Annotated in this window: 26 protein-coding genes; 7 read left to right on the forward strand and 19 right to left on the reverse strand. The window is 66.9% G+C overall.

Annotation, left to right across the window (positions count from 1 at the left end):
- Window position 1 precedes the first annotated feature (1 nt).
- From MHO01S_RS15095 to MHO01S_RS15105, 3 genes are all read right to left on the reverse strand, one after another.
- On the reverse strand, window positions 2–841 hold the full coding sequence (locus tag MHO01S_RS15095) for a hypothetical protein (protein ID WP_157553811.1): 840 nt from the start codon (window positions 839–841) through the stop codon (window positions 2–4).
- 96 nt (window positions 842–937) lie between these two features.
- Window positions 938–1,339 (reverse strand): LysM peptidoglycan-binding domain-containing protein, encoded by a 402-nt coding sequence (locus tag MHO01S_RS16575; protein ID WP_157553812.1) that lies wholly within the window; start codon window positions 1,337–1,339, stop codon window positions 938–940.
- A gap of 3 nt (window positions 1,340–1,342) precedes the next feature.
- The gene (locus MHO01S_RS15105; RefSeq protein ID WP_060959265.1) at window positions 1,343–1,837 is read right to left on the reverse strand and encodes a hypothetical protein; all 495 of its coding nucleotides are present in this window, start codon (window positions 1,835–1,837) and stop codon (window positions 1,343–1,345) included.
- 69 nt (window positions 1,838–1,906) lie between these two features.
- Here MHO01S_RS15105 and MHO01S_RS15110 point away from each other — a divergent pair, with 69 nt between their 5' ends.
- Window positions 1,907–2,122, forward strand: a complete 216-nt coding sequence (locus MHO01S_RS15110; protein WP_060959264.1) for a helix-turn-helix domain-containing protein — start codon at window positions 1,907–1,909, stop codon at window positions 2,120–2,122.
- Between the two features lie 119 nt (window positions 2,123–2,241).
- Here MHO01S_RS15110 and MHO01S_RS15115 read toward each other — a convergent pair whose 3' ends face one another.
- On the reverse strand, window positions 2,242–2,700 hold the full coding sequence (locus tag MHO01S_RS15115) for a hypothetical protein (RefSeq protein ID WP_060959263.1): 459 nt from the start codon (window positions 2,698–2,700) through the stop codon (window positions 2,242–2,244).
- A gap of 307 nt (window positions 2,701–3,007) precedes the next feature.
- Here MHO01S_RS15115 and MHO01S_RS16580 point away from each other — a divergent pair, with 307 nt between their 5' ends.
- Both MHO01S_RS16580 and MHO01S_RS15120 read left to right on the forward strand, forming a co-directional pair.
- Window positions 3,008–3,190 (forward strand): hypothetical protein, encoded by a 183-nt coding sequence (locus MHO01S_RS16580; protein ID WP_157553813.1) that lies wholly within the window; start codon window positions 3,008–3,010, stop codon window positions 3,188–3,190.
- A complete protein-coding gene (locus MHO01S_RS15120) occupies window positions 3,187–4,275 on the forward strand; it encodes an LPO_1073/Vpar_1526 family protein (protein WP_060959262.1) in 1,089 nt (362 codons plus the stop codon). Before MHO01S_RS16580 ends, MHO01S_RS15120 begins: the two co-directional genes overlap by 4 nt.
- Window positions 4,276–4,354: 79 nt before the next feature.
- On the opposite strand, the gene MHO01S_RS15125 is transcribed toward MHO01S_RS15120, so the two are convergent.
- The 10 genes from MHO01S_RS15125 to MHO01S_RS15165 form a co-directional block, all read right to left on the reverse strand.
- Entirely contained in the window at window positions 4,355–5,035 is a 681-nt protein-coding gene (locus MHO01S_RS15125; RefSeq protein WP_060959261.1) for a recombinase family protein, read from the reverse strand.
- A complete protein-coding gene (locus MHO01S_RS15130; RefSeq protein ID WP_060959260.1) occupies window positions 5,032–5,268 on the reverse strand; it encodes a hypothetical protein in 237 nt (78 codons plus the stop codon). Before MHO01S_RS15130 ends, MHO01S_RS15125 begins: the two co-directional genes overlap by 4 nt.
- A gap of 341 nt (window positions 5,269–5,609) precedes the next feature.
- Window positions 5,610–6,182 carry a hypothetical protein gene (locus MHO01S_RS15135; protein ID WP_060959259.1) on the reverse strand — a complete coding sequence of 191 codons (573 nt, stop codon included), beginning with the start codon at window positions 6,180–6,182 and terminating at the stop codon, window positions 5,610–5,612.
- Window positions 6,183–6,267: 85 nt separating this feature from the next.
- Entirely contained in the window at window positions 6,268–6,483 is a 216-nt protein-coding gene (locus tag MHO01S_RS15140; RefSeq protein ID WP_060959258.1) for a WhiB family transcriptional regulator, read from the reverse strand.
- Window positions 6,480–6,701, reverse strand: coding sequence for a hypothetical protein (locus tag MHO01S_RS15145; protein WP_060959257.1), 222 nt, complete (start codon window positions 6,699–6,701; stop codon window positions 6,480–6,482). Before MHO01S_RS15145 ends, MHO01S_RS15140 begins: the two co-directional genes overlap by 4 nt.
- A gap of 121 nt (window positions 6,702–6,822) precedes the next feature.
- Complete coding sequence (locus tag MHO01S_RS16585) at window positions 6,823–7,071, reverse strand: hypothetical protein (protein ID WP_157553814.1); 249 nt, start codon at window positions 7,069–7,071, stop codon at window positions 6,823–6,825.
- Window positions 7,068–7,379 (reverse strand): hypothetical protein, encoded by a 312-nt coding sequence (locus tag MHO01S_RS15150; RefSeq protein WP_060959256.1) that lies wholly within the window; start codon window positions 7,377–7,379, stop codon window positions 7,068–7,070. The genes MHO01S_RS16585 and MHO01S_RS15150 overlap by 4 nt, the downstream gene beginning before the upstream one ends.
- 696 nt (window positions 7,380–8,075) lie before the next feature.
- Window positions 8,076–10,088 (reverse strand): AAA family ATPase, encoded by a 2,013-nt coding sequence (locus tag MHO01S_RS15155; protein WP_060959255.1) that lies wholly within the window; start codon window positions 10,086–10,088, stop codon window positions 8,076–8,078.
- Window positions 10,085–10,297: a hypothetical protein gene (locus tag MHO01S_RS15160; RefSeq protein ID WP_060959254.1), complete on the reverse strand. Its 213-nt coding sequence runs from the start codon at window positions 10,295–10,297 to the stop codon at window positions 10,085–10,087. Before MHO01S_RS15160 ends, MHO01S_RS15155 begins: the two co-directional genes overlap by 4 nt.
- A 146-nt stretch (window positions 10,298–10,443) precedes the next feature.
- Window positions 10,444–10,719: a hypothetical protein gene (locus tag MHO01S_RS15165; protein ID WP_060959253.1), complete on the reverse strand. Its 276-nt coding sequence runs from the start codon at window positions 10,717–10,719 to the stop codon at window positions 10,444–10,446.
- Between the two features lie 248 nt (window positions 10,720–10,967).
- Between MHO01S_RS15165 and MHO01S_RS15170 the strand changes: the two genes are divergently transcribed.
- A complete protein-coding gene (locus tag MHO01S_RS15170) occupies window positions 10,968–11,696 on the forward strand; it encodes a hypothetical protein (RefSeq protein ID WP_157553816.1) in 729 nt (242 codons plus the stop codon).
- Here MHO01S_RS15170 and MHO01S_RS15175 read toward each other — a convergent pair.
- Genes MHO01S_RS15175 through MHO01S_RS15185 form a run of 3 tightly spaced genes read right to left on the reverse strand, consistent with a single transcriptional unit; the run spans window position 11,693 to window position 14,854 of the window.
- Entirely contained in the window at window positions 11,693–12,991 is a 1,299-nt protein-coding gene (locus MHO01S_RS15175; protein ID WP_060959251.1) for a recombinase family protein, read from the reverse strand. The two genes, MHO01S_RS15170 and MHO01S_RS15175, sit on opposite strands and share 4 nt — an antisense overlap.
- Before the next feature lie 23 nt (window positions 12,992–13,014).
- Complete coding sequence (gene ychF, locus MHO01S_RS15180; protein ID WP_061782547.1) at window positions 13,015–14,085, reverse strand: redox-regulated ATPase YchF; 1,071 nt, start codon at window positions 14,083–14,085, stop codon at window positions 13,015–13,017.
- Between the two features lie 28 nt (window positions 14,086–14,113).
- Window positions 14,114–14,854 (reverse strand): class I SAM-dependent methyltransferase, encoded by a 741-nt coding sequence (locus MHO01S_RS15185; RefSeq protein WP_060959249.1) that lies wholly within the window; start codon window positions 14,852–14,854, stop codon window positions 14,114–14,116.
- Between the two features lie 96 nt (window positions 14,855–14,950).
- On the opposite strand from MHO01S_RS15185, the gene adhP reads away from it, so the two are divergent.
- The 3 genes from adhP (at window position 14,951) to MHO01S_RS15200 (ending at window position 18,079) form a co-directional block, all read left to right on the forward strand.
- The gene (gene adhP / locus MHO01S_RS15190) at window positions 14,951–16,018 is read left to right on the forward strand and encodes an alcohol dehydrogenase AdhP (protein ID WP_082734120.1); all 1,068 of its coding nucleotides are present in this window, start codon (window positions 14,951–14,953) and stop codon (window positions 16,016–16,018) included.
- A 137-nt stretch (window positions 16,019–16,155) separates the two neighbouring features.
- Window positions 16,156–16,761: an exonuclease domain-containing protein gene (locus tag MHO01S_RS15195; protein WP_060959248.1), complete on the forward strand. Its 606-nt coding sequence runs from the start codon at window positions 16,156–16,158 to the stop codon at window positions 16,759–16,761.
- A 46-nt stretch (window positions 16,762–16,807) separates the two neighbouring features.
- Window positions 16,808–18,079 (forward strand): DNA recombination protein RmuC, encoded by a 1,272-nt coding sequence (locus MHO01S_RS15200; protein WP_061782548.1) that lies wholly within the window; start codon window positions 16,808–16,810, stop codon window positions 18,077–18,079.
- A 10-nt stretch (window positions 18,080–18,089) separates the two neighbouring features.
- Here MHO01S_RS15200 and MHO01S_RS15205 read toward each other — a convergent pair whose 3' ends face one another.
- Entirely contained in the window at window positions 18,090–18,278 is a 189-nt protein-coding gene (locus tag MHO01S_RS15205; RefSeq protein ID WP_060959246.1) for a hypothetical protein, read from the reverse strand.
- 103 nt (window positions 18,279–18,381) lie between these two features.
- Entirely contained in the window at window positions 18,382–19,371 is a 990-nt protein-coding gene (gene glpX, locus MHO01S_RS15210; RefSeq protein ID WP_060959245.1) for a class II fructose-bisphosphatase, read from the reverse strand.
- Window positions 19,372–19,486: the final 115 nt, after the last annotated feature.

Consider the following 19,486-nt stretch of genomic DNA (forward strand, 5'->3'; position numbering starts at 1 on the left):
GCTAGGGACGGCGCTGGAGTGCTCCCGACGCAAACCACTGCACAAGCGGCACCGCGAGCATGACCGCCGTTTCTGCTTCGGACTGTGTGGGCTTGCGGTAGCCGTTTCCACCGTGTCGGCTCTCTTGGCCGACCCACAGCGCCCCAGCCATAGTCACCGGAACGCCAGCGTCGGGCGTCGCCAGATCGAGCTTCCAATCCTTCTGCGCTTTCATGTCACGGATCATCGTGCCGAGCGTGGCGGTGCGGTTGTTCGGGGTGACGATATGCGCACCGGCTTCCTCGACAGCCTTGATCGCCTTCTCGTACGCTTCCTCCGTGTCCGGAGACTTGCCGAATGCGGCATGCCACGCCTCCGCGAGCAGGGCACCCGCCGAACCGGAGTTTGACATGGTCTCTTCGGCGGCTGCTACAACCCCTTCTGGAACGCGCTTCTCCAGTGCGGCGTGTCCGTCGCGCTGTCCAACCCTCCACTCGGAACCAGCCTCCGCGAGGATCTTCTCGAGCAGGTTCAATGTGCGGTACCCGTCCGACGAGCCGGTCGCCGCCTTGTAGATGAGGAAGTCCACGAAGTCCAGGAATTCGTCGTCTCCCATCTCGCGAAGAAGGCGATCCATGCCGTACGAGACGTACACGGACTCCAGAGAGGCTGGTCGCCGAACGGCGCTCTCGTACTCGAGGATGTACTTAGGGTCCGGCACGCGCGGGCCATACCCGTTCGGATTCATCTGGTACGCGACGCTCTCGGCCCACGCAACAATGAATCGCCTCATCCAGGATGGGACGCCGGAGTGGAGCGCTTCGAGCGCTTTGGGATCGGCATCACGCTTACGCCATTGCATGAGTTCATGTTGGCAGACCCGACCGACATCGCGTCTGTCCGACGACCTCTGCGATCTATCGCCGGATAGGCCACGGCAGACCGCTCGGACCGCTCCCTACTGAGTCTGATCCCCGGCTTCGAGCGTGAGACGGTCGCCAGGATATATCTGACCTGGATTGATGCCGTTGCGCTCTGCGACGTCGTCCAGGCACACGCGGTTCTGGATTCCCCACATAGTGTCGCCCGCCTCGACGATGTACGCGATGGGGACTCCGCTCTCGTCGGTCTCGACCGTGCCGGTAGCCGAATCGTTGGGTCCGTTGTCGCAGGCCACCTGAGGCTCGGGATCGGATGTCGGGGTGGCGCTTGGGGTCGCGCTCTCGGTCGGGGTGGAGACGGTCGGTGACGGAGCCGTATCAGCCGGTGTGGTCGATGTAGCTTCGGGGGTCGCCGTGCATCCAGTGAGCACGGCTGTAGCGAGGATGAGAACAGCGGCTGTTGAAGCGATCTTGTGCATGGATCAGCCCTCGCACAACTCGTCGGTGGCGAACCCGGAAGGGTGCTCGTTGGCGTTGTAGCCAGGTGTGGCAGGGCTGACGCCGTCGGAGACTTCTACCCGATTCGCGGCAGGGGCGCTGTCTCCGGCCTGTACCGCGTGATCGCAGATGTGCAGCATCGTGTCGTTGGCGATCTGCTGAGCCTGCTCGTTGGTCGTTTCGGTCGGCACGTAGATGTACGCCTTGCGCGCGGACATCTCGGCACTCTCAAAGGCCACACCTGACTCGGTGAGGAACGCCTCCAGGTCGAGCGGGGCGACGTCGGTCGGCGTCTCAGCCTCGGTGGGCGGGGTGTTCTGCGACGGTTCGGGTGCCGGGGCGGAAGTCTCGTTACCCTCTGGATTGACGAGAGCGCCGATGCCGCCGATCACTACCGCCGCCGCGATCAGCCATACCCACCACTTCAGGTACCACGCCTTGCCAGTCGCGGATGCGGGCGGTTGTGACTGATCGGACATACAGGCGCTCCTTGCTGATGTGACTCATAGTCCGTGGACTCATTGTCACCTTAGCGTGAGCGTTGATAGATGCCCGTTCCCACCCACCGAGCCGCGTTCGGGGCGCGCGTGCGTGAGCTCAGAACCGGGCATGGCTGGTCGCAGGAGGACTTCGCTCATCGGGCAGAACTCGACCGCACCTACGTCTCCGGTATCGAGCGCGGCACCAGGAACCCGACGCTCGACATCATCTACAAGCTGGCGCGCACTCTCGACGTGCCTGCCGCCGATCTCCTCACCGAGTAAGGGTCTCGCCTGTCGTCGCTGAGGCGTCCGCTGTCTCGTGGATACCGCACCGGCTACCCCAGCACATAGCAAGAGACCCCCAGCGATGCCAGGGGTCTCTCGTCGTCCTGCCGTGTGCATCACATCTCCACGTGCCTCTGCTCCGCGATGATGGTGCCCTCCTTGGTCGCCACAGTGAACCCCTTGCGGCTGACGGGCTTCTTGGTCGCCGCCGCCTTCTGGACGTTGGTCTGGCTCGTCGGCTTCGGCGCGGGCTTCTTCGGGGCAGGCTTGGCACCGGCCTTGCGTGCCCTCTCGGCCTCGGCGGTGAGCATCCAGCCGGAGGGCAGGTTGCCGACGTTGGCGCTGGCACGCTTGACCAGCTCCTCGAAGTTGCCTTCCTCGAAGTACTCGCTGAACGCCTGGAACGCGATAGCGCGCATCGCCTTGTAGCGGTCCTTCTGGATGTTGACGCTGTGCGTGCTGGACACGTGCTTGATGCCCGCGTCGATGGCCTCCAGCAGGTCGGACATGAACGCCTCCTCAACGGTGAGGATGTCAGCGAGGACCTTGGCGTCGGTCGTGGTCTTGGTAGCCATGATGGCGTCTCCTTGAGTCGGTAGAACCTCGAAGCTGTCTTCGAGCAGAAGCGTTTTTGCCTGAACCCCGATCGCAGTGCCAAATCCGGTTTCGAGCGGGTGTCAACAGGGTCTAGAACGGCTAAGCGACTCGCCAGCGGTTGTCAGGAACCGCCCCGTTCAGCACAAGTTGGGCGGATGGTGCTGACCAGCGAAGGTCCTGTGCTCCACGCCTAACCGCGATCGCGCTTGTTTGTCGGAGGCTCTTGGTACGTTGAGCGAGAGTGGCCCGATTCCGCGCGGCGCTCTGCTCAACACTGGAGGTTCGATGGATTGGTTCCTGGACGGGCTGGGCACCATGCTCATCGGTCTGATCATTGGCGGCGGCGCAGGTAGCGCGGTAACTTGGCGCGTGATGTCGAAGCGGTCATCCGTGAAACAGAGCCAACGTTCTGGCGATGGTTCGCGTCAGACTCAGATCGGTCGGGACATGAAGGGCGACGTTCGATGACCGAGGGCCGCCAGATTCAGCGAGCCGGTGGAGGCTCGCAACAGCTCCAGGTCGCGGGCGACCTCATCGTAAACACGGGGATAACCGAAGAGCGTGCACATGAAATCTCGCTCGCCAACGCGAAGCACGTCGTGGCGCAATTCGCGAGTGAGTCTCACGGAGTGCTTCAGGCGAGGGTCGATGAACTCGACCAGCGAGTGATCACTCACTTGTCCAATCAAGGGGCGCTAGATTCATTCGCTGACCCCGCGTTTATTCGGTCATATCGCAAGGCTCAGGAGGGGGCCGCTTCGAGCGAACGGCCCGCTGACTACGACATGTTGGCGGCGCTCCTTGCCGACCGTGCGAAGAGTGCCCGAGAGCGCCCGACTGTCGTAGGCATTGACGGGGCAATCGACGTCGTTGATCGCATCGATGAGGATGCACTTAGGGCACTGACGATCGCGAACGCCATCGAGCAGTGGACCGTCAAAGGGCCGCTCGTCGGCCCCGGTATCTCCCTGCTCAATGACATATTCGAGTCCCTGGTCGACGGCCCACTTCCAATGGCCGCGGAATGGCTCGACCATCTTGATGTGCTCAATGTTGTTCGTCGTAACACATTGACTGGCATGAAGCCGATGGAGGAGTTCTACAGCGAGCAATTCGTCGGGTGTATCGCTCCAGGCGCGATGGGCAGCGGCGATGCTGGGTCCCTCAGCCTCGTGGCCGAGCTGACGACAGTTCTCGCCTCGGAAGGCTGGCCTGTAAGAATCGTGCCGCATGAACTCAAGGCGCAGTCTTTTCGAGTTGGAGCAATGAACAGAGCTGATCTTGACCGCCAGCTGAAGGATGCCGGGAAGAGTGACGAATATGTCTCTAGGGTCATCAGTCTCGCAGAGACAGAGTTCGGTTTTGGTCAGCAGGACGATGCCGCACGTACGGAGCTAATGACGCGGATGCGCGCTCTGCCCTCCCTCGGCACAGTGATGGAATGGTGGGATTCGAACGCCGATAGCGGTTTCTACATAACTCCGATTGGCCGCGCGCTCGCACGGGCCAACGCATTCCGACTCGACACAGAAAATCGCCTCACAAGGGAGTAGAGACTCGAGACCGCGCGGCGGTGTCTGGCACAAGAGGGCGAGGACTTGCTATCCCGCTTCGGCCTCAGCGCAGGTGGCCTCAGGCGGCGAGTGCCTCTCGCAGGCGCGCGGCCGTAGCGTCACGGGCGAGCCGGTGCTGGGTCTTGCAGACTTTGTGTTCATCCCACGAGGTGCCGGTCGCCGTGGTGTGTCCCTCCGCGTTGAGTGCGTCGGCGGTGGCCGCGAGGGTGCGCGTTGCTCGAAGCTCCAGCAGGCGGTCGGCTGTGTTCTGCGGGAGGGTCGAGTGCCGACCCATGTGCCTGCCCTGACGCTTAGCGGCCTGCATCGCGTCCGACGTACGCTGGCCGATGGTGCGGCGCTCCCACTGGCTCACGGCCATCATCACGTTGGCGACCATCTCGCCCGTCGGGGTGCTGGTATCGACACCGAGGTCGATGGCGACCAGTGACCATTGACGTGCACGGGCACGCTCCAGTAGGTCGGCGAAGTCGGCAAGGCTACGGCTCAGGCGGTCGAGCTTGGAGACCAGTAGGCCGTCCGCATCACGGCGCTTGGCGGGCGCGTTCAGTCGGTCGAGCGCGGCCTGGAGCTGAGGCCGGTCGAGGCTCTTGCCGCTAAGTCCCGCGTCCACGTACCACTCGACCTCCCAGCCGTGCGCGTCGGCGTAGCGCTGGATGGTGTCGCGCTGTGCCTCGATGCCAAGGCCACTGTCGGCCTGCTGATCTGTGGACACCCTCAGGTAAGCGAGCATGACGGTCATGCCTGACCTCCCGCAAGAGCCACGCGCAGGAGCGCCGTTCGGAAGGCGGACGCGGGTGCGTGCTCGACAGCCGTGGGGGTGTCCATGATGATGTGCTCCGGCCGCACGCGGTAGGTCCAGCCTCCGCCTTCCGGGTGCTCGACCGTGACCGAGCCGTCGGCGTGGCGCTCGATGACCTTGCCCTCGATGCGCGATCCGGGCAGGGTGCCTTCGTAGGTGATGGTGGTGCTCATGGTGTGGAACCTTTCGAGTGGGGCGAAGCTCGAACAGATGCACGAACAAGCGAAGCTTTGCTGAAGGGGACCGATGCCACCAAATCCGGTTCTTGGGGGTCTGGCGGCAGTCGTCCACGGTGTTGCGGCGTGTGGCCGGGACACGGTGCCGCGCATGTCTCTGCCGCTGTCGCCAGGGTCGGCGCAGGCGAGACAGCGGGGCGCGGGCTACCCCAACCACGCGAAGAGACCCCCAACGACGCAGGTGGTCGCTAGGGGTCTCTCGGCGCTGGGGCACAACTCCCAGCACTTGGGTGAGGGCAGAAAGAGAGTCGAAAGATCCCTCACCCCGTCTGTGGCGCTCAGCCGAGCGGTGCGGCGAACGTGATCTGGTTGGCGAGGTTGAAGCCCGTGTCCCGGTCCAGTCCCTCGACCACGGCCAGCGCGGCGGCGGCGGCGGCCGATGCAGGCTGAGCCGCACGGTATGCGTCGGTCACCTCGACCCAGCCCTTCTGTCGCCCGATGTGCGCGACGGCGTGCTGGAGGGTGACGTCACCCCCACGGATGGCATCGCTCAGCACGTCCAGCGCTTCGACCTCGTCGATGATCTTGCGGGCGCGGTCGGCGGCGTCACGGCGGAGCAGGACGCTGTTGGCGTCGGTCGGCTGGCTCCCGCGCAGGGCGGACTCGACGTTGGAGCGCAGGGTGCTGATGTACGCCTCCTGCTCACCCTTGATGCTCGCGATCTGCTCGGCCGTCTTCTCGGACAGCTTGGCCAGGTCGGCGGTCTTGGCGGCGTCGGTCAGGCGCTCGTCGCGCAGGATGTCCTGACGCTTGGCGGTGTATGCCTTCTTGATCGCCGTGACGCGGCTCTTGAACCCGGCGATCTTCGACTGAAGCTCGCGCTCGACGCCGGATGCGGTGTACTTGCTCATGATCTTGGTTTCCTTTCGGTTGGTCGCCGGATACCGTCCGGTCGGCGGTGGTTGATGGTTAGCGGCGCTTGTTGCGCTTGGGTGATTAGAGCTGTCCCGCCCAGATGCCGCACTCGACCTTGGCGGCTGTCGCGTATGTCCTGCACTCCAGGGCAATGGGGCATCGAGCGCAGATGGCGACGCACTCGGCCAGTTGCTCATCGCTCAGCCGGTCAGCCGTGAACAGCGCGCGTCCATCGCACGGAGGGGTGTAGTCCTCCAGTGCGGCGTTGAGCGCATCCCAGGCGGCTTCAGCGTTCATCGTGGGAGGCGGTACTTCCGCATGACGCGCCCGGTGCCACTACGCCGCGCCGCGCGACCGTCGTACACGGCCTGCACCTGGCCCGCATCGATGGCCTTCTTGAGGAGCTGGCGCACGGTGCTCTCGGCCAGGTCGCCACACGCGGCCACCAGATCAGGGAGGGTGTGGTGCTCACCATCGGCCAGGGTGGCGGTGATGCGCTCCCACGCGGCAGACAACCGTGTGCCAGCGGTGATCCGTCATTCTCGACGACAGCCGCATAGGGGTCCACACGAGCGGTGCTCGCAAGCGTCGGCTCAGGCGCGGACTCGGCGGTGGCCTCGGGCGTCGTGGTCTTGCTCATGATGTGATTCCTTCCGATGAGGGGTGAGGTAGCGGCGCTGGGTCCGCCTGCCGTGGACTGTCCACAGCGGGTGTACGAGGTGCCCGTGGCCGGAGCAGGCTCGGCACGATCACGACGGTGGCCTGTTCGCGGTCGACCTTGATCCACGCGGGGATGCCGTCAACGTCCTCCGTCACGGTGACCTGCTCAATGGTCGTGTGCTGGCCGTGGAGCGATTCCAGATCGCCAGGCTCACGCTCGGTCACGAGTACGCCTCCTCGTCGTCTTCGAGGTCGTCTTCCTCGATGACCGCATACAGGCGGACAGGCAGGTCAGGGCCGAAGCGGTACACGTCGGGGTAGCGGGCGTTGAGGAGCCGTCCGTTGTGCAACTCGCTCAGGGCGCGCACCATGCTCTCCCTGTCGGGGAAGGTGTGCACTTCGATCTCGGGGTTCTCGCGGGTGCCGGCGAGCGTGGCATACCCGTACAGGTTCTCGGCCCCCGGCACGAGCAGGATCGCGCTCGTCGCGGAGGCCAGGTGGGCATCGTGGAGGCTGTAGTTTGCGGTCGGCATGCAAGGCAGTTTTGCCAGCCGGTGTAGGCCTCCGCAGGTCGAGAAATGACCCCGGCAGACGCGCGACCTAGTACCCGTAAGCAAAATTCGTACGGCAATTCGTGCGCGTCCCTGGCGTGTCGCGTGGGCACGTGTGGCCGTAGCGCCGAGGCAGGCTGGCAGGGGTCTCTCTCAGCGCTCCCTGGCTCCCGCCAGCGTCGTTGGGGCGCGGGGCATAGGTGTTGGGTAGGGGCGCGCCTGTTGCGGTCTCCCTGGTCCTGCCTGCTGTGCGCCGTGCAGACAGCACGAGACCCCCAGCCGTGCTACGGGCCAGGGGTCTCGCAGGTGGATTGTCGGGATGGGTGCGGTTCCTGACAATGCGTCCATCGGGGTCGGGCGGATTCGTACGTGTCAGCCGTGTGCCTCACGCGGTGCATCGCGTGGACGGCATCGACGTCGTCCGGGGTCAGGCGGCGCGCGACATGCCGTGCTAAATGTGCGCATGATCTAGAGCCCTTTCGATTGATGGTGTTGCCGGTCCGAGACAGCCGGGGATCGGCGCGTTCGTTCGCGCGTGGCGTGCGGTTGTCGTGTTCTGATGTGCCTTCGGCTGTGACGCCGGGCGCTCTTCCCGTGTGGATCGACGGATGTCCACACAGCCGTCGGGGTGTTCCAGTAGTCATGCGTTGCCCTGCTTGGAGCGGCCGGAGTGCCTACCTAGTGGGCTTGCGCGCGGGGGGGACCTGCCACCACTGCAACGACTGGCACGACTGTGTTTGGGCTACTAGTGGTGCTAGTTGTTGTAGTTGTTCTCTCTCCCTTGGGGTCCTGCAACGACTGGCCACCACCGGGCAGGTCCCAGAACGTGACGCGGGGGTATCCGCCCTGCGTGACCTTGACCTGAATCCGCTTGCGCGCCCTCTGCAAAGCGGCCTCCGAGTGACCCGCCCGCTTGCCCTCGTCCTTGACCTTTGACGATGCGATGGGGCCGTTGATCTCCAGGTAGTCGTGGAGCCACGCGGCGGCTTCTCCCGTGACGGTGTGGTCGCCTTCGGTGCCAGCGCGGTCCATCACCGACCCGATGGACTCCGTGAGCTCTTCGCCCCACACGACGCGACCAGTCCACGCGGTGCCCTCCTCGGTGCGGATCGGCGCTGACTCGATGCTGAAGCTCAGAGTTGGCATGTCGTCACGGCCGAGGTTGTTCTTGGGCGTGCCGAAGAGCTTTCGTTGGCCGGTCTCGTCGTCGGGGTCGATGATGACGGTGTGCACCGAGCGCGCCACCGCCGTGAACGCCTTGGACGCCATCACAAGCTGGAGCGGGTCGGTCGAGCCGGACTTGTTGTGGTGCATCAGGCCGATCACGGCCATGCCCGTGCGGTCGGCAACGTCCACGAGGGGTTCCAACGCGATCCGCACCTCTGCGTCCTTGTGCGTGTCGAGTTCGCCGAGGCGGCTCATGAGCGGGTCCAGCAGGAGTAGCCCGGCGTCGACCTGCACAGCCGCCTGCTCCAGTTCGTGGAGATCGTGGACAAGGTTGAGTCCCACGTGGATGTCGTCGGCGGTGCGCACCCGAACCCGGAACACCCTGTCGAGGTCGGCGTCTGCCGCCATCAAGCGCGGCACGATGGTGTGCTCCCACGAGTCCTCAGTGGCGGCAATCAGCACCGCGCGCGGCTTGCCGAACGACTCGCCCGGAAGCTCCCCACGAGTGACCCTCGCCGCGATCCAATACGCCGTCGTTGACTTGCCGATGCCCTCCCGGCCTGCCAACAGAGCCAGCGTGCCGAGCGCGATCCTGCCCGTCCACATCCAGAACACGGGGCGCGGCTTGATAGCCGATGCCGGGGTGAGCTGGAGCGTGCGCGAGCGCACCTTGCCGTCCTCAGCGGGCGTCTTGTTCGATGCCTTCTTGTCCTTCTTCGGCTCCTGCCAGTCGTGCTCCATCCGCGAGATTGCCTTGCCGAACGCGCGGTCGAACGCGATGCCGTACTGGGTGCGGTGCTCGGGGTACTCACGACTCCAGCGCTCGCGGGCGATATCGTATGCCTGCCGCCTGCCATACCCGTGCTTCAGGCTCCGGACGATGGGCGTCAGCAACGTGAGCAAGTCCGGGTTGCTCATGCCCTGGAGCGGCACCTTGCGCACCAAGTGGCGCGTCTCGTGGCGAGGCTCCGGAGACCGCTCGGCCTCCAGCCAGGCCTCTACGTCTGCCGCGTCGTAGTCGGTGGCACCCTTGTGGACGATGGCCCACTCCGGAGCCGGTGCCAGCGAGGGCTTCTTGTCAAGAATCGGCCCGTTGTAGAAAATGACCCCGTTGCCACTGCGGATGTCCACACCGTCGAGGCGTGTGCCGTCGGACAGTATGAGGTTGGTTGCGATGGTGAGCTGTTCGCCCTTGGGCGCGCGGTAGACATGGTGCTGGCCCTTGCCTGATCGACTGTTGTACGAGAGCGTGCGCGGCAAAGGCAGGCCAGCCTCGGCGACACGGGCAACCCCGTCCTTGCCGTTCTTCACGTCGAGGTCGACCCCCACCAGCCCGGACATGCCCGCGTGAACGCCAAGCCGCGCGTTGGGCCAGCGCTTCCACCAGCGCCGGATGGTCGCCGCATCGGTCGTGGCTTCCGCCGTCCACTGGACATGCCCCTTGCCGAGCGCGTCGTTCCACGGGAAGACGTACCAGCCGATGCGGGCCAGACTGATAGCGACGTCCACGGTGTCCGCTGTCACTTCGACCCTCCCGTGCGCAGGAGGCCGGACAGGCGCTTGATCTGCTCGGGAGTGAGTGGAGGGGCGACAGCGATGGCACGCTCGATAGCGTCAGCGATCTGGGCCTCTGCCAGGTTGCGACGCGCGACGGTCTCGCGCTCGGGGTCCTTGAGACGGACTGCAACGGCGACGTGCGCCGATGCCTTGAGGGTACGAGTGACGGTAGCCACGGGAGTTTCCTTCGCGAATTGAAGTAACTCCCGCGAAGGAGGCTCGACCGGACTGGCCACGGCACCTGGAGCATCCAGGCATTTTGATGCCGCACTGTGGCCCTGATGTTTACAGCGCCGACCACCAGCGCTTGGGTATAGCTAGCTTAGACCATGACTCGTTCGTCGTTGCGGACGGCCTCGGCGATCTTCGACTGAATCTCGTCGTGGGTGAACACCGGAGTGTTTCCGCACGGGCACTCGAACACCGGGCGAGGGTACGCCTGAAGGCCATTCGGCCCGACCTCGATATGAAAGTCCTTGTCGGAGGCGTGCTGATCGCTACGGACCCACACGCCATCGGCGGCATACCACGAGTACCGAGCGAGCGTGCGCTCGTCGTTCTTGCAGAACACCTTGATGGTGGTTCGTTGGTGGGCCATGCCAACAAGCTTTGCCCAGCCGCCCACCAGCGGCCAAATTCTCCGGGACCGCTCGGCGCGCCGCATAGCGGTTGTAGGGCACGTATTGCCCCATCCCCTGCGACCGCCTGTCGTCCCGGGGTGCCGTGGGTAGGTGCCAAGGTAGGCCGGTGCCCGCTGGCGACCCCTGCTACCTCTCGAGCGACCAGCGCAGAGACGGCATACCGGCGCACCGGGCGCTGTCGGTGCCGACCGGTAGATTGCTCGACATGACCGAGATGTTGGCGGCGCTACTGGGTGCCCTCGTTGGTGGACTTCTGTCCGCTTGGGTGGGATCACGCCAGACCGCGAAGGTGCTGAACCACGAGACGGAGTTAGCGGCGACGGAACGGCGGGAGGCGCAACGTGTCGATGAGGAGCGCCGACGGACACTCGCGGCCGACCAGCTGATTGCGGCGCTCGCCGAGTTCATCACGGTTGATGCAGGCATCCATGATCGGTCGGCATCGTTCGTGAGAGTCGCCACGACCGAGGCCGTCCACCACGAACGAAACAAGCGCGCCGCCGCGTTGTTGCAAGCGAGTTCCACGCACTCCCATGCGCTCCCTGAAGACGTGCGCGAGCGTTGGGATGCGCTTATCTGGATGGTTCGCTTCAACCAGTCAAAGCAGGAAGAGCGTTCTGAGCGATTGCGACGGCGCGATGCGAGCGACCTACTCAACTACATCGAGTACGTCAGGCGGTCCCTGTGCGCGATCACCGAGGGCGTCCCCATACCGCCGCACTACCTTGCACCGAACGTACGTCGAGATGAGGCCCGAATCTGGGGGTTCAAACCCGAGGATGGCACGGAGCCTGACCTGAGCGAGTGGCAACTTCGGGACCGCTTGGTTGGCAAGGTGACCTTCAACACGGGTGAGGTTCGCTGGTACGGCCCGAATGGGCTTGTCGTGGAACTGCCTAGGGAACACGTCGACACTGACGAGCCTGAAGACTAGAGGACTCGACCCTTCCAAGCCACCTGCACGCTCTCGGGGTCGAAGCCCTTCTTCCCTCGCTTGCCCCGGAGTAGGTACACCGTCATCAGGGTGTCGATCAGTGCTCTCTGCCGGTCGCGTTCGAGTGCGGCCACACCAGCGGCCATCTCCTCGTCGCTGAGCATCACAGCAGGTGCGTCGACGCCATCGAGCAAGCGGTCAAGCTCAGCCAGCCGTGCATTCAGCCGCTCGACGTGGTCGCGCACTTCAGCGCCGGTCATGGTGCCGTCGGCCACGAGGCCCGCGAGTGTGGCCTTGCGCTCGGTGAGGGTCGCGTGCTCGTCACGTAGCGGGTCGGCGTCCACATCAGGGGTCAGCGCGGCCAGTGCATCCGGCTGTGTCAGACGGGCCTCGGCCAGCCTCATTACGAAGTCGTCGATGGGTGCCATCGTGCGGTTGAGATGGCACACCGGGCAGGCGTACCGGCCGCCAGCGCCAGCCGTGCGCACCGTGGGGTGATCGTCGCACTCGCCACATCGGAACAGGCTCGTGCCGAGATGCTTGCGCGCCGTGGACCCGGTGCGGTTGGTGATGCGTGCCGGGTCGGCCAGCCGTCGATTGACGCTGTCGAACAGCTCCCCGCTCACGATGGCCTCCCATTCACCCGTGCCCACGATCTCACCCTTGTAGACGCGACGGCCAGCGTAGCGAGGGTTCGTCAGAAGGGTGCGCACGGTGCTCGGGGTCAGATCGTACTTGCGCGCCAGCGTGCGGAGGGTCAGCCCGGTACTGAACCCCTCGAAAAGCTCGCGCACCACGTCGGCCTCATCCGGCACCAGCTCCCCGGCTGTCGTGTAGCCCTTGAGTCGTACGCCCTTCGGAACCCCGCCCTTGGCCGCGCGTTGTGCGTTGGCGCGGCTCTGACGCTCGCCCTTGCGACGCACCTCGAAGCGGGCGATAGCCGCCAGCATGGACGCACGGAATTCCCCATCGGCTGTCGTCAGGTCGATCTCGCCATCGAGGGTCACCAGCATCAGCCCGTGGTCGATCAAGGTGTTCAGGTCACGGGTGGAGCGCACCACTCGGTCCAGGTCCACACCGATGACGACGTCCAGCTCATCCGACGCGGCCAGCATCCTGCCCCACGCAGTCTGTGGGCCACGGACCTTGGACGCGCTCACGTCGTTGTCGATGAAGGTGGCCGCTACCGTCCACCCGCGTGCCGTGGCAAGTGCCGTCGTGCGCTCAGTCTGCCGCTCGATGCCCTCATCGTCGGACTTGGACTGGCGGAGGTACAGCGCGGCACGTTTGGGCATAACCTCAAGTTTGCCTGAAATGCCTAACTGTGACGGAACTCCACCACGTCGCCGTCCTGCATGACGTAGTCCTTGCCCTCCAGGCGGGCCTTGCCCTTCGCACGCGCCTCGGCGACGGAGCCCAGCGCGACGAGATCGTCGAACGAGATGACCTCCGCCTTGATGAAGCCCTTCTCGAAGTCGGTGTGGATCACCCCCGCGGCCTGCGGCGCCTTCCATCCCTTGCCGATCGTCCAGGCGCGCGCCTCCTTGGGGCCCGCCGTGAGGTAGGTCTGGAGTCCGAGCGTGTCGAAGCCGATGCGGGCGAGCTGGTCGAGTCCCGACTCGTCCTGCCCCGTCGACGCGAGGAGGTCGGCGGCATCCGCCGGGTCGAGGTCGATGAGCTCGGACTCGATCTTCGCGTCGAGGAAGACGGCCTTCGCCGGAGCCACGAGCGCGGCCAGCTCGGCCTTGCGGTCGGCATCCGTCAGCACCGCTTCGTCGACGTTGAACACGAAGATGAACGGCTTCGCCGTCAGCAGACCGAGCTCCCTGATCGGCGCGAGGTCGATTCCGGAGGCCGACAGCAGCTCGCCGCGCTGCAGCGCGTCGCGCGCGGCGACGGCGGCCTCGAGCACGGCGGGATCGAGCTTCTTCCCGCGCACTTCCTTCTCGTACCGGGTGATCGCCTTCTCGAGCGTCTCGAGGTCGGCCAGCTGGAGCTCGGCGTTGATGGTCTCCATGTCGGATGCCGGGTCGACCTTGCCGTCCACGTGCACGACGTCGGAGTCGGCGAAGCCGCGGACCACCTGCGCGATCGCATCGGCCTCGCGGATGTTGGCGAGGAACTTGTTGCCGAGTCCCTCCCCCTCGCTCGCGCCGCGAACGATGCCCGCGATGTCCACGAAGGAGACGGCGGCCGGAAGGATGCGTTCGCTTCCGAACACCGCGGCGAGCTTCTCGAGCCGCGGGTCGGGGAGGTTGACGACGCCGACGTTCGGCTCGATCGTCGCGAAGGGATAGTTGGCCGCGAGAACCTGGTTCTTGGTCAGCGCGTTGAACAGGGTCGACTTGCCGACGTTGGGGAGACCGACGATTCCGATGGTAAGAGCCACGGGATCTCAGTCTACGCGGGCGACGACCTCACCCCGCGACGGCACGGAACCCGTGCGTGACGTACGGCAGCTCCACGCGCGCGTCGCCGACGGCTCCGATCTCGTCGAGCAGTGCGGCGACCTCCTGCTCGATGCGTGCGCGCTCCTCGGCCGGCGCGGTGATGACGTAGCTGCGCGAACGCACCATCGAGAGGACCCCATCGCGGGTGACCGCCCGCGACCAGCGCCAGCTCTCATGCTCCAGCGTGCCGAACGGCGCCGCGACGGTCGGCCCCTCGCCCGCGAGCAGCTCCTCCGCGTAGCTTCCCTTCATCGCCGCACCCAGTCGCGCGACCCAGGAGACCGACTCGTCGCGGATGTTCCAGATCAGCCCGATCACACCGCCGGACCGCAGCACCCGCGCGGCCTCGGCAGAGGCCTCGGGAACGCGCACCCAGTGCCACGCCTGGCCGAAGACGACCGCATCGACGCTGCCGTCGGCCAGCCCCGTGGCCTCGGCCGCGCCCGCGCGCACCTCGACACCCGGAAGGGAACGACGAAAGGCGTCCCGCATCGCGGCATCCGGTTCGACGGCGACCACCTCCGCGCCCGCCCGCCGCAGCGCCTCGGTCAGCTTGCCGGTGCCGGCGCCGACGTCGGCGACCCGCGGACGGGGGCCGGCCGGAGCGATCATCCAGGCGACCGCCTCCGCCGGGTACGACGGACGACCCCGCTCGTACTCCCCCGCCGCCGCCCCGAAGCTCGTCGCCATCTCGTCGCGCGTCGCCATGGTCCGACCCTACGCCGCCCGCAACCGCGTGCAACCTTCGGGTTCCTAGCGTCGGAGCATCGGGCGGAACGGCTCCGCCGAGAGGAAGTGATGTCGATGACGACTCTGACCGAAACCTCCGTCGCGGCGGGAACACGCGACGATCGGACGACGATGCGCGCAGCCGTCGTGACCGCGGCGGGCGAACCCCTCGTCGTCGCGGAGGTCCCCGTCCCCACGCCGGGACCGGGCCAAGCCCTCGTGAAGGTCATCACGAGCGGTGTCTGCCACACCGACCTGCACGCCGCCCGCGGCGACTGGCCCGTCGCGCCGAAGCCGCAGCTCATCCCCGGCCACGAAGGCTACGGCGAGGTCGTCGCCCTCGGCCCCGGCGTGACCACCCTGTCGATCGGACAGAAGGTGGGCAACGCGTGGCTGTGGTCGGCCTGCGGCACGTGCGAATACTGCCGCACCGGCTGGGAGACGCTGTGCCCCGATCAGCAGAACGGCGGATACTCCGTCGACGGCAGCTTCGGGGAGTTCATGCTCGTGGACGAGAAGTACGCGGCCCGCATCCCCGACGGCGCCGACCCGGTGGAGGTGGCGCCGATCCTCTGCGCCGGCGTCACCGTCTACAAGGGGCTGAAGATGACCGGGGTGCGCCCCGGCGAATGGGTCACGATCTCGGGCATCGGCGGGCTCGGACACATCGCCGTGCAGTACGCACGCGCCCTCGGGATGCGGGTCGCAGCGGTCGACGTCGACGACGACAAGCTGGAGCTCGCGCGGCGGCACGGCGCCGAGGTGACGGTCAACGCGGCACACACCGACCCGGGAGCCGCCATCCAGGAGGCCACCGGCGGCACCCACGGGGTGCTCGTCACGGCCGTGCACCCGAAGGCGTTCGATCAGGCGCTCAGCGTCGTGCGGCGCGGAGCGACGATCGTCTTCAACGGACTGCCGCCCGGGACCTTCGACGCCGACATCTTCGACATCGTGCTGCGGGCGATCACGATCCGCGGCTCGATCGTGGGCACCCGCCAGGACATGATCGAGGCCCTGGACTTCTACGCGCGCGGCCAGATCCATCCGACGGTGCACGTCGAGACCCTCGAGGACATCAACGACATCTTCGAGCGGATGGAGCGGGGCAAGATCGACGGCCGGATCGTCATGACCTACTGACCCGGCGCCACGACCAGCGGGGAGCGATCGCAGCAGGATCGCTCCCCGCTCTCCTTGCGCCCGGCCACACACGGCGGTGTGCGGCGAGCACGGCGCGCCTGCCGCGGCGGCCGGGGCACGACACGCAGAGTGGACGCGTGGCCCTGGACTTCACCGCGATCGACTTCGAGACGGCGAACTCCTCCAGCGCCTCCGCGTGCGCCGTAGGACTCACCCGCGTCCGCGACGGGCGCGTCGTGGCGACCGCGGGCTGGCTGATCCAGCCCCCGCCGGGCCACGACCGGTTCTTCGAGATCAACGTCGGCATCCACGGCATCCGCCCCGAGGACGTCGCCGACGCCCCCTCCTGGGCCACCCAGCTCGACGACCTCGCCGCCTTCGTCGGCGATGACGTGGTCGTCGCGCACAACGCGGGCTTCGACATGAGCGTCCTGCGCCGCGCCTGCGAGGTGACGGATGCCGCGTGCCCGCCGTACCGTTACGTATGCAGCCTCCAGGTGGCGCGCAAGACGTACGATCTCGCGTCATACCGGCTCCCGCTGGTGGCCGCCGCCGCAGGGTTCCTCGATTTCGCGCACCACGATGCGACGGCCGACTCTTTGGCCTGCGCGCACATCATGATCGACGCCGCGGCCCGCGCGGGGGCGCACGACGTCGTCGAGCTCGCGATGCTGCTCGGTGTGCGCGTGCCGCAGCTCGCGGGCACGGCATCGCGCCCCACCGCGGCGGTTCCGACCTTCTGACGGTGCGGCGCACGACGATGTCCGAGGCCTCGGGCACGCTGTGCACATGGATGCACTCGTCGTCATCTCCCTCGCGGTCCTCTGCCTGATCTGCGGCCTGGTCGCCGGCTGGTTCACCGGCGGCGCCCGCGCCGCCGAACGTGCCGCCCGCGATGCTGCGGCGCTCACCGCGCGCCTGGGCGCCGCCGACGCGACGGCACGCTCGCTCGGCGAGCAGCTCGAGCAGCAGCGGGCGCTCACCCGTGAGCTCAGCGCGCAGGCGCGCGCCGACCAGAGCGCGCAGCAGGAGCGGGAACGACGCGAGCAGCTCGTGCTCCGCGCGCTCGCCCCGGTCCAGGAGACCTTGGAGGCGATGCAGCAGAAGGTGACCGCCCTCGAACGCGACCGCCAGGCCCAGTTCGGCTCCCTCGCGGAACAGCTGCGCCAGGCGCAGGCGTCGGATGAGGCGCTGCGCGCGACGACGGAGTCGCTCGCCGGAGCCCTCCGCTCGAATGCGACGCGCGGGGTCTGGGGCGAGACGCAGCTGCGGCGGGTCGTCGAGTCGGCCGGGCTGACGCGTTACGTCGACTTCGACCTGCAGTCGTCGGTCACCTCGCACGCCGGCGAGGGGCGCCCCGACATGATCGTGCGCCTTCCCGGGGGCAAGTCGCTCGCCGTCGATGCGAAGGTGCCGCTCGACGCGTACCTCGAGGCATCCGCGATCCCCGTGACCGCTCTCGGGGAGGAGGCGGCCCGGCGGGCACAGCTGCTGCAGCGGCACGTGAAGGCGGTCCGCGCGCACGTGGACGCCCTCGCGAAGAAGGCCTACTGGAGCGGATTGGACTCCAGCCCCGAGTTCGTCGTGTGCTTCCTGCCGAACGAGGCGCTGCTCGCGACCGCCCTCGAGGAGGATCCGACCCTGCTCGACTACGCGTTCGGCAAGCGCGTGGCTCTGGCGTCGCCGGTCAACCTGTGGGCGGTCCTGAAGACCGTCGCCTACACCTGGACCCAGCAGGACGTCTCCGCCGAGGCGCGTCGTCTGTTCGATCTCGGAACCGAGCTCTACCAGCGCCTCGGCGCGCTCGCCGGGCACGCCGACGATCTCCGCCGCGCCATCGAGCGGACGGTGGACACCTACAACCGCTTCGCCGGGTCGCTGGAGACCCGCGTGCTCGTCACGGCGCGCAAGTTCCCCGGCATCGATGAGACGAAGCTGGATGCGGCGGCGGCACCCGCCGCGATCGAGAAGACACCGCGGAAGCTGATCGCCCCCGAACTCACCGACGGTGCCGCCGAGGCCATGGTCGCCGACGTGGGCGACCTGCGCGATCGACTGTGAGCGCGCCGGATCAGGCCGGGAAGAGGTTCAGCAGCCCGACGACCGCGACGGAGACCGCGACGAAAGCGCCGATCATCCACCACGCGCTGACCTGATGCCCCTCCGGCATCCGTCGCCGCAACAGGACGTCGGGCCTGCGCGCGGGGTCGACCGGCACGGTGACCTGACCCGTTCTGGGACTGCTCGATGCTGCGGACATGTGACCCCCGGACTGCGTGGACGACGAATGTGTCGCCGGTGACACCGCTCCACATTCTGCCAGAGCGGGCGTCAGCTGTCCTCCACGCCCCCGCGCGTCGCGCTCAGAGCCACTTCGAGGTGAGGTGCTCCGAGGAGATGCGGCGCAGCGTTCCGGACGCGCCGCGCAGGACGACGCTCTCGGTGTAGACGAAGTCGCCGTCGCGACGCACGCCCGCGACGAGCTCGCCGTTGGTGACACCGGTCGCGACGAAGATCGTGTTGCGTCCCTTCACCAATTCGTCGGCTTCGTAGACGTAGCCGTCCAGCTTGAGACCGGCGTCGATCCCCCGCTGCTTCTCGTCGTCGTCGCGCGCCCAGAGCCGACCCTGGATGTGACCGCCCAGCGCCTTGATCGCGCAGGTGGTCGCCACGCCCTCGGGGCTGCCGCCGATGCCGATGCACATGTCGGTGCGCGCGTTGTGGCGCGCCGCGTTGATGCCACCGGCGACGTCGCCGTCGCTCATCAGACGCGTGCCCGCGCCGGCTTCGCGGATCTCCTCGATGAGGCGCGCGTGGCGCGGACGGTTGAGCACGGAGACGACGAGTTCGTCGACGGGCTTGCCGAGCGACGCGGCGAGCCGGCGGATGTTCTCGCCGACGGGCAGGCGGATGTCGACGACGCCGACGCCGGCGGGGCCGGTGACGATCTTGTCCATGTAGAAGACGCTCGAGGCGTCGAGCATCGAGCCGCGGTCGGAGACGGCGAGCACCGAGAGGGCGTTGTTGCGACCCTCCGCGGTCAGCGACGTGCCGTCGATGGGATCGACGGCGACATCGCACTGCGGCCCCCGCCCCGTCCCGACGTGCTCGCCGTTGAAGAGCATCGGGGCGTTGTCCTTCTCGCCCTCGCCGATCACGATGACGCCGTCGAAGGCCACGGTGGTCAGGAACGCGCGCATCGCGTCGACGGCCGCGCCGTCGGCCTTCTCCTTCTCGCCGCGCCCGATGAAGGGGACCGAGCGGATGGCTGCGGCCTCGGTGGCGCGCACGAGCTCCATCGCGAGGTTGCGGTCGGGGTGCAAAGGGCTCATGTCCGCGGTCAGGCTCACCATGTCGCCAGCCTAGAGCGACACCTGCGTCTGCCGTGGCGTTTTCGGCGGCGCCGCAACGAAGGAACCGCGATTCTTTCACCGCGGACAAGCGGGAGGGGACTCTTTTGCCCGGTCG

The sequence above is a fragment of the Microbacterium hominis NBRC 15708 genome, assembly GCF_001592125.1.
Classification (GTDB): domain Bacteria; phylum Actinomycetota; class Actinomycetes; order Actinomycetales; family Microbacteriaceae; genus Microbacterium; species Microbacterium hominis.